The organism is Lentibacillus halophilus (assembly GCF_039522485.1).
GTDB classification, from domain to species: Bacteria; Bacillota; Bacilli; order Bacillales; family Amphibacillaceae; genus Lentibacillus; species Lentibacillus halophilus.
Window position 1 is genome coordinate 1 of sequence record NZ_BAAADM010000012.1, and the last position, 6,909, is coordinate 6,909.

General features: G+C 42.0%; 6 protein-coding genes and 1 pseudogene. 1 reads left to right on the top strand and 6 read right to left on the bottom strand.

Annotated features, from left to right (window positions below; genetic code table 11):
* Positions 1 to 75 precede the first annotated feature (75 nt).
* Positions 76 to 804, top strand: a pseudogene (gene bioB, locus ABDZ72_RS03020) (biotin synthase BioB); the annotation flags it as partial.
* Between the two features lie 338 nt (positions 805 to 1,142).
* On the opposite strand, the gene ABDZ72_RS03025 reads toward bioB, so the two are convergent.
* The 6 genes from ABDZ72_RS03025 to ABDZ72_RS14385 form a co-directional block, all read right to left on the bottom strand.
* Complete coding sequence (locus tag ABDZ72_RS03025; RefSeq protein ID WP_343751067.1) at positions 1,143 to 1,451, bottom strand: DUF2442 domain-containing protein; 309 nt, start codon at positions 1,449 to 1,451, stop codon at positions 1,143 to 1,145.
* Between the two features lie 13 nt (positions 1,452 to 1,464).
* A complete protein-coding gene (locus ABDZ72_RS14380) occupies positions 1,465 to 1,680 on the bottom strand; it encodes a DUF4160 domain-containing protein (RefSeq protein ID WP_425542338.1) in 216 nt (71 codons plus the stop codon).
* 132 nt (positions 1,681 to 1,812) lie between these two features.
* Positions 1,813 to 2,364: an REP-associated tyrosine transposase gene (locus ABDZ72_RS03030; protein WP_343751068.1), complete on the bottom strand. Its 552-nt coding sequence runs from the start codon at positions 2,362 to 2,364 to the stop codon at positions 1,813 to 1,815.
* A gap of 2 nt (positions 2,365 to 2,366) precedes the next feature.
* The gene (locus ABDZ72_RS03035; RefSeq protein ID WP_343751069.1) at positions 2,367 to 3,902 is read right to left on the bottom strand and encodes a YifB family Mg chelatase-like AAA ATPase; all 1,536 of its coding nucleotides are present in this window, start codon (positions 3,900 to 3,902) and stop codon (positions 2,367 to 2,369) included.
* Between the two features lie 369 nt (positions 3,903 to 4,271).
* On the bottom strand, positions 4,272 to 5,600 hold the full coding sequence (ltrA, locus tag ABDZ72_RS03040) for a group II intron reverse transcriptase/maturase (RefSeq protein WP_343751070.1): 1,329 nt from the start codon (positions 5,598 to 5,600) through the stop codon (positions 4,272 to 4,274).
* Between the two features lie 698 nt (positions 5,601 to 6,298).
* Positions 6,299 to 6,436 carry a zinc ribbon-containing protein gene (locus ABDZ72_RS14385; RefSeq protein ID WP_425542339.1) on the bottom strand — a complete coding sequence of 46 codons (138 nt, stop codon included), beginning with the start codon at positions 6,434 to 6,436 and terminating at the stop codon, positions 6,299 to 6,301.
* Positions 6,437 to 6,909: the final 473 nt, after the last annotated feature.

The following is a 6,909-nucleotide window of genomic DNA, read 5'->3' on the forward strand; positions in this document are numbered from 1 at the left end:
TAATATTGTTTTCCGGATTAGCTCAGTCATATCAAGGAATTATTAGCGTTTTTTAGATGCGAAAGTTGAGTTACAAAAGAACAAATCGTTGCTGGGGCAAAACGAGCATACGATTTAAAATCAAGGACATATTGTATTGCTGCCAGTGGAAGGGGCCCTACGAATCGTGTAATTGATGCGGTTGCAGAGGCTACTAAAGCGATTAAAGAAACGTATCCAGATATGCGTATTTGCGCTTGTTTAGGTATTTTGAGGGATGGGCAAGCAGAAAAATTACAGGATGCAGGGGTTGATCGTTATAATCATAACATCAACACCTCAAAAGAACATCATCCAAATATTACGACCAGTCATACTTATGATGACAGAATAAATACAGTTGGCAAAGTAAAAGATGCAGGTATTTCACCGTGTTCTGGGGTTATTGTTGGCATGAAAGAATCTTTGGAAGATGTGTTTGAGATGGGAAGGGCGTTAAAAGAACTAGATGCGGATTCAATTCCTGTCAATTTTCTAAATGCCATGGATGGAACAGCACTTGAAGGGACAGATGAATTAAATCCATTATATTGTTTAAAAGTGCTCGCATTTTTCCGGTATATGAATCCAACGAAAGAAGTTCGTATTTCTGCGGGAAGGGAAGAAAATTTGAGAAGCTTACAACCACTAGGTCTTTATGCAGCAAACTCTATTTTTGTTGGCGACTATTTAACGGCGAAAGGTCAGGAAGAAGCGCGTGATCATAAAATGTTAAGTGACTTTGGTTTTGAAATTGATTATGTCAACGAAGATGTTTTTGTATAGGGATAGTTTTTATCGGTATTTGAATGGTCGCCTATAACACTTTACTTATCATTAATTTGAATATACGAGTATTTGATCACGGCCAACAAAATGTACCACTAGTGACATGTTATTTACCACCGAATGACAAGAAATCGAAAAGCGCAGGGACGGTTCCCGTGCTTCCAAAAGGGCTTTGCAAAGTCAGCTGAGAAGTTTGAGCTCAATCCCCAAGTTCACATAAACAGGCAAATTGTGTTTTGGTAAAAGAGAAACATGAGAACCGTCCCCATGCTTTTCCCCATGCTTTTCAGCATTGCTTTCCTGCTAATCGACCTGAACAAGTTAAGCTGCTACACTTATGCTCTCTCAAGCCAATCCCCATGTTCATCGGAATTAATTATATTGGCCAAGCGTTGTATTTCCCCAGATTGAATGCCACGATTGTATAGCGTATCCGGGTCAATATGGATATCATCTGGCCAAGCCACCGTACCTGCATCATCATCTACATAAACCTGTCTAAATAGTTGTGGGTCTTTTAATTTATTAAGTGTCCCGATCATGGAGGGTCTAATATCAATAAAACGCTTCTCACCATTCTCAAATTCACATAACAGCCAACCATGCAAATTGGGAATAGGTTTGGCCTTGATTATCTCACGCATAAGATTTTCCTCCTTATAGTGGCGGAATCTTTTGTGGCATGTTATCGTCCTTACAATCATTCCATGCCTTCATAATAGCACGTTTATTTCTATTAAGCCATACGATGACATCCCGCTGCTTTTTGATTGGTAAACTTCCATTTTTATACCGACCACTTCCAATATATATTTCTGCTTTATTCTGCCCCCTGACATGAAAATGAGGGGGATCATGATCATCAAAATACATATATATATCTTCATACCAGAGAATTCACTTATTTTAGGCATAGTCACCTCTTATTATATGCATTCACAACACTAACTGATTCATGGATGTGACAGGATTTGGAATCAACAAGCAGCGTAAATACAGATCCAGTCATTCTGCCCTTTCCCATCCCACAAACTCCCGATATTTCCGGCGCTTCTCCCATTCATCCCCCGAAAAGTAATCCAAAATAATAGCCATGTTCAAGAGGGGGTGACGAGATGTATGCATATAATACCGGTAACTGCTCCATGGATAGCTTTGTGGCTGTCGTACCATGTTGGCGTCGACCGGATTCAAATGGATATACCGGCTCACTTCCAGCATTCCTTGTTTCGATGCAATCACTTTATCATAATACCGTTTTTCAAACACATGGCCGGTGATTCTGTTCTTCGTGTTGTAATAGTCAGCATACCGCTTGTTGATGAGGGACATCACTTTGGAAATAGGCTGTTCTTTGGAACGTATTTGCAAGTGAAAATGGTTGGTCATCAGACAGTAGGAAGCGAGTTCAAAGGGGACTTTTTTATTAATCTGGAGAAGCATATGGAGAAAGATTTTAAAGTCATCGTCATCCTTAAAAAGGGCATCACGACGATTGCCGCGACAGACAACGTGATAGAATGAATTGGGTACCCATACCCGTTTTTTACGGCCCATGGTTACTGGATCATCCCTTTCTGCACGTTATTCCCACGAGATCGCCGCATTGTCACAGCTTCCCAGATACTTTCGTTGGTTATGGTTTCATCACCGCTCAAATCCGAAATCGTCCGTGCCAAGCGCAGAATCTTCATTTGCACACGTGTGCTCCAATGATGTTTACTGGACCATTGCTGCATCATTTTCTGCTGATCTTCCGTTAATTGACGCTGTTCAGGCAACGTTTCATTCGGTGCGTCCGCATTGAGAATCCCTTCACCATAACGCTCATATTGCCTCCCGCGGGCAGCGTCAACACGAGCACGAATGGCTTCTGAGGTTTCGTTATGATCGGTGGTCTCCCTGTCCAACGCCACGGTATCAAGCTTAAGTAAAATATCCATACGATCTTGAATGGGTCCGGATACGCGATTATTATAAGCGGTTATCTGTTTGGGTGTACACGTACAGTAATAGTGTCTCGAACCTAAAAAACCACACGGGCACGGATTCATGGCTCCCAATAACAGAAATTTCGCCGGGTAAGTAACCGTTGAGGCTGCCCGGCTAATGGTCACTTTCCCTGTTTCAACCGGTTGCCGAAGCATGTCCAGTGTACGCTTGGGAAACTCGGCCATTTCATCAAGAAACAACACCCCACAATGTGCCAAAGATACTTCCCCAGGCTTTGGGTTTGCTCCTCCGCCAATAAGCGAAACAGCTGACGCAGAATGGTGCGGGTCACGAAATGGCGGGAGTTGATAATTGTCATGCGTCATACCCGCCAGCTGATAAATGCTTAAGACATCAAATTGTTGATTGTCACTCAAGAGGGGTAGAATGGATGGAAACGTTTCCGCCAGGAGGCTCTTCCCACATCCGGGAGGACCTGTCATTAATACATTGTGATCCCCCGCAGCAGCAATCTCCAGCGCTCGTTTCGCTTGATTGTGACCAAGTATATGCTGAAAGTCTTTATCATACGTTACCGGCTCAGGATTCTTTGTTTCAGAGGAAGGCATCGAGGTTATCGCATATGATGAAAGCTGTCCGGAAAAAGAGGCAACGACGTCATGTAGTGTTTCAACAAAACAACATTCCATCCCGTCTATTTGAGGGAATGGCATATCCTTCATGGGTGGCAAATACAGTTGCTTAAAACCTTCCTTCTTGGCAGCAACAATCGCAGGAAGCATCCCATCAACCGGCTTAATCGTGCCATCCAGCGATAAGACACCCAGAAAAGCAGCAGCATCAGGAATGGCATCCTTAATCTCCCCCGCTTCCTTCATAATTCCAATCGCCATCGCCAAATCAAAAATAGGACTATTTTTCTTCTGTTCCGCAGGGGATAAATTGATGACGATTTTCTTATCAGGAACATCACAATCATTCGCATACAAGGCCGCCATCACCCGATCTTTTGACTCCTTCACCGAAGCATCCGGCAACCCAACAATATGAACCCCTTCTATCCCCGGCAAAAGCTGTACCTCCACATCAACCCGATACCCTTCCATTCCTTTCAAACCAATACTTGACACAGTTGTAGCCATCATCTCACACCTTTTCGGCATTTATTAATTAGATATAAGATAAGCTATATTCTGAAAAAAGTCAAGAACATTTGTTCGGAATTCATTAGGTTGAAATGGAATTATGAAACCCAAAAAACAATCAAAGTTCCTTTTTAGCCTAAAATGACGAGGTGAAAAAGCAAAAATGACGGAAAATATAAAAGAAAAATACCAATTTAACTAACCTGAAAATTTTTCAAATCAACAAAACTAACCCTCGACACTATTTGACAAAATTCGGGTGGGTCAAGTAGGAGTGAACCTCTCTGCCTGACGGCAAATTGTGTATCACTCCCCTCTCAGAACCATGCGAGCGGTTTTCCCGCACACGGCTCCACCTATCATTCTTCACAGAATGTAACTAATATGATCTCTAAGTTGGTATATATTCACTTTCACGGTTGGCCTTGGAAGTGGAAATTTCTTCAGAAATAAAACGAATTTCTCCCATGTGAAGGACTTCTTCTGGCTTCTTCGATTCAGCCATTTAAAGAGTAACGCTCTTATATTGTCACGAAACAAATCAACCGTTGGCGAATTGTCTGTAATACAATAATAATTATAGTATCCTATAAGCGACCTTCGAATTCTATCCATGATAAATTCAGCACCTTCGGTTCTGTTTTCTTTTAGCCATTTCTTGGTTTGACGCAACTTCGCTCTCATCTTCTTGTTGTCAGTTTTCCGTTTAACTCTGAACTTGCCTTTCTGACTTTGGCTGCAGTAATGCGTAAAGCCCAGAAAATTAAATGTCGGAGGTTTACCATTCCCGTTCCGCCTACTGTTCTTTTCCGCAAACCTGCCAAAGGGAATAATGTTCGTTTTGTCCTCCGCAACTTCAAGGTTAAACGTCGCCAATCTCTGCTTGAGGCCTTCAAAGAACTTGTATGCGTCCTGCTGATACTGAAAACAGCACACAAAATCGTCCGCATAGCGAACAAGGTACGCTTGTCCTTTACATTCTTTACGTACTTTACGCTCAAACCATAAGTCCAGTACATAATGGAGATAAACATTTGCCAGAATAGGCGATATAACACCACCCTGTGGTGTGCCAAACTCTTCCTTGTATCGTTCGGTTTCCTCCATGTAACCGGCCTTTAAGAACCTGGCTATGAGCCTCAGTATACTGGGATCTTTAATTCGATGTTCAAGAAATGCCATCATCCATTCATGATCCACATTGTCAAAGAATCCCTTAATATCTACATCTACGATGTAGTTCGTGTATCTCTGTTCAATGTAGACATTAAGAATCTTCAAGGCATCATGACAGTTTCTTTTGGGTCTAAAGCCAAAGGAGCAGCCGAGGAAATCATTTTCATAGATTGTCGTAAGAATTTTAGCTAATCCCCGCTGCACGATTTTATCCTCGTGCTCCGGTATCCCCAATGGTCGTTTCTTCCTTGAACCAGCTTTATCAATATAGGTTCGTCTGACCGGTTGGGGGCGATAGCTTTTCTTCTTCATTCTATGAACGAGGTTCTCGACATTATCATTTAATTCTTCACCGTAGTCTTCCTTTGTAACCCCCATAATACCTGAAGCCTTACTGCCGGGTAATTCATGATGGCATTGCTTTAAAGACTCCTCATCCAACAAATGCGCCAGCGATGTGAATTGCATCCTGGGGTGAGATCTAGCTAATTCCGCTATTCTCGATAGTTTTGTTTCCATTATAATTCCCTACCTCTGTGTGTAGATAATGTGTCCCTAACAAGAAAATGATAGGGGGCTTACCTTTCCTCCACCGGAATTACCCGGCTTCACCGGTACTATGCAGCCCTCCGACTTCCTATCAGGCATTTGGTTTCCTCACTTTGTATCGCTTGTACGCCATACTCCCTGCTTCCGCAGGAAGACCCGATAGGACCTCCCGAGTTGCCATAACATATCCATGTCTAGCGTGCCGAGGTCACCGACCCCGGAAAGGTCTTAATAAGCTCGCCCTTTTCGCTTATTAAGATGTTGCATTCTGGACTGTCAAATCCATCTGCCCTTTCATTTGGGTATTTCGGGGCTCAATCCCTTCAACCGTAGTTTACGGCCCACTAGCTAACTGTTTACGCTTAATGATGGAAGTTGCCTTCCATCATCCAAAACTAGCTACGAGCGAGTGGCTAACTCTTACTCGGCGGGCATCCCACCCGCTATATGTTACGACCTACGCTCGGTCGCTCTGACAGGCACCCAAACTTAAGTTCAGTGTTGCAATTTTAGACAGAAATATTATATCGTGTTTTGAATTTGATAAAATGGGAATAACAGGTTAATAATTCTGGATATAAATATTGAAACAAACAATGGTCAAGTCGTCCGTTCTCATTTTAAAGTATAGGAAAGTCACCCTAAAGAAGAATGACTTTTCCATAAAATTACACCTTTTTAAATTCAGTTGCGTCACAATTAGGGCAAGGTGGAAGAGTATCTGTCTTATCATCCAGCACTACAGTTTCTCCACAACGTTTACATTTGTAAGTACCTTTTCCCGGCTTTTCACCTGTACTCGGCATATGAACACCTCCACTTTGAATTATACTAACATTAATTTGATGCGAGAATAAGTGCCAGCCACGCAGACAATTCTGAATTGTTTATGTGCCTGGCACTTGATGATCCTTGAAAGAATGAAATACTTTACTGTTAACATAGAATCATATGATAATAATCGGGAAGGCCTTTAATTCCTACTACAACCATTTCTTTGACAGGTAACAGTACTATTAGAGCTGACCCTTTCCCAATGGTCGGGATGGTCCGTAGTATCAAAACCACAAGAAGTGTACCTATCATCAGGCTTAAGAAAATGAACTTCATTCTTATCGGTTCCATTCGTATCCTTAATATGCTTAATTTTACTCAAAATTCTCACCTCCTTACTTTTGGTAACCTATATTTTATCAAATTATCTAAATAGGGGTTGCTGAATGATTTATATCTTACCTAAGAATAATAGGGGCTTTCGATCTCGGACCGAAAAAAGGTT

Coding starts and splice junctions, on each gene's coding strand:
- ABDZ72_RS03025 (WP_343751067.1), bottom strand. CDS start 1,451: ATGCGTGAGATAATCAAGGCCAAACCTATTCCCAATTTGCATGGTTGG.
- ABDZ72_RS14380 (WP_425542338.1), bottom strand. CDS start 1,680: ATGTATTTTGATGATCATGATCCCCCTCATTTTCATGTCAGGGGGCAG.
- ABDZ72_RS03030 (WP_343751068.1), bottom strand. CDS start 2,364: ATGGGCCGTAAAAAACGGGTATGGGTACCCAATTCATTCTATCACGTT.
- ABDZ72_RS03035 (WP_343751069.1), bottom strand. CDS start 3,902: ATGGCTACAACTGTGTCAAGTATTGGTTTGAAAGGAATGGAAGGGTAT.
- ltrA (WP_343751070.1), bottom strand. CDS start 5,600: ATGGAAACAAAACTATCGAGAATAGCGGAATTAGCTAGATCTCACCCC.
- ABDZ72_RS14385 (WP_425542339.1), bottom strand. CDS start 6,436: ATGCCGAGTACAGGTGAAAAGCCGGGAAAAGGTACTTACAAATGTAAA.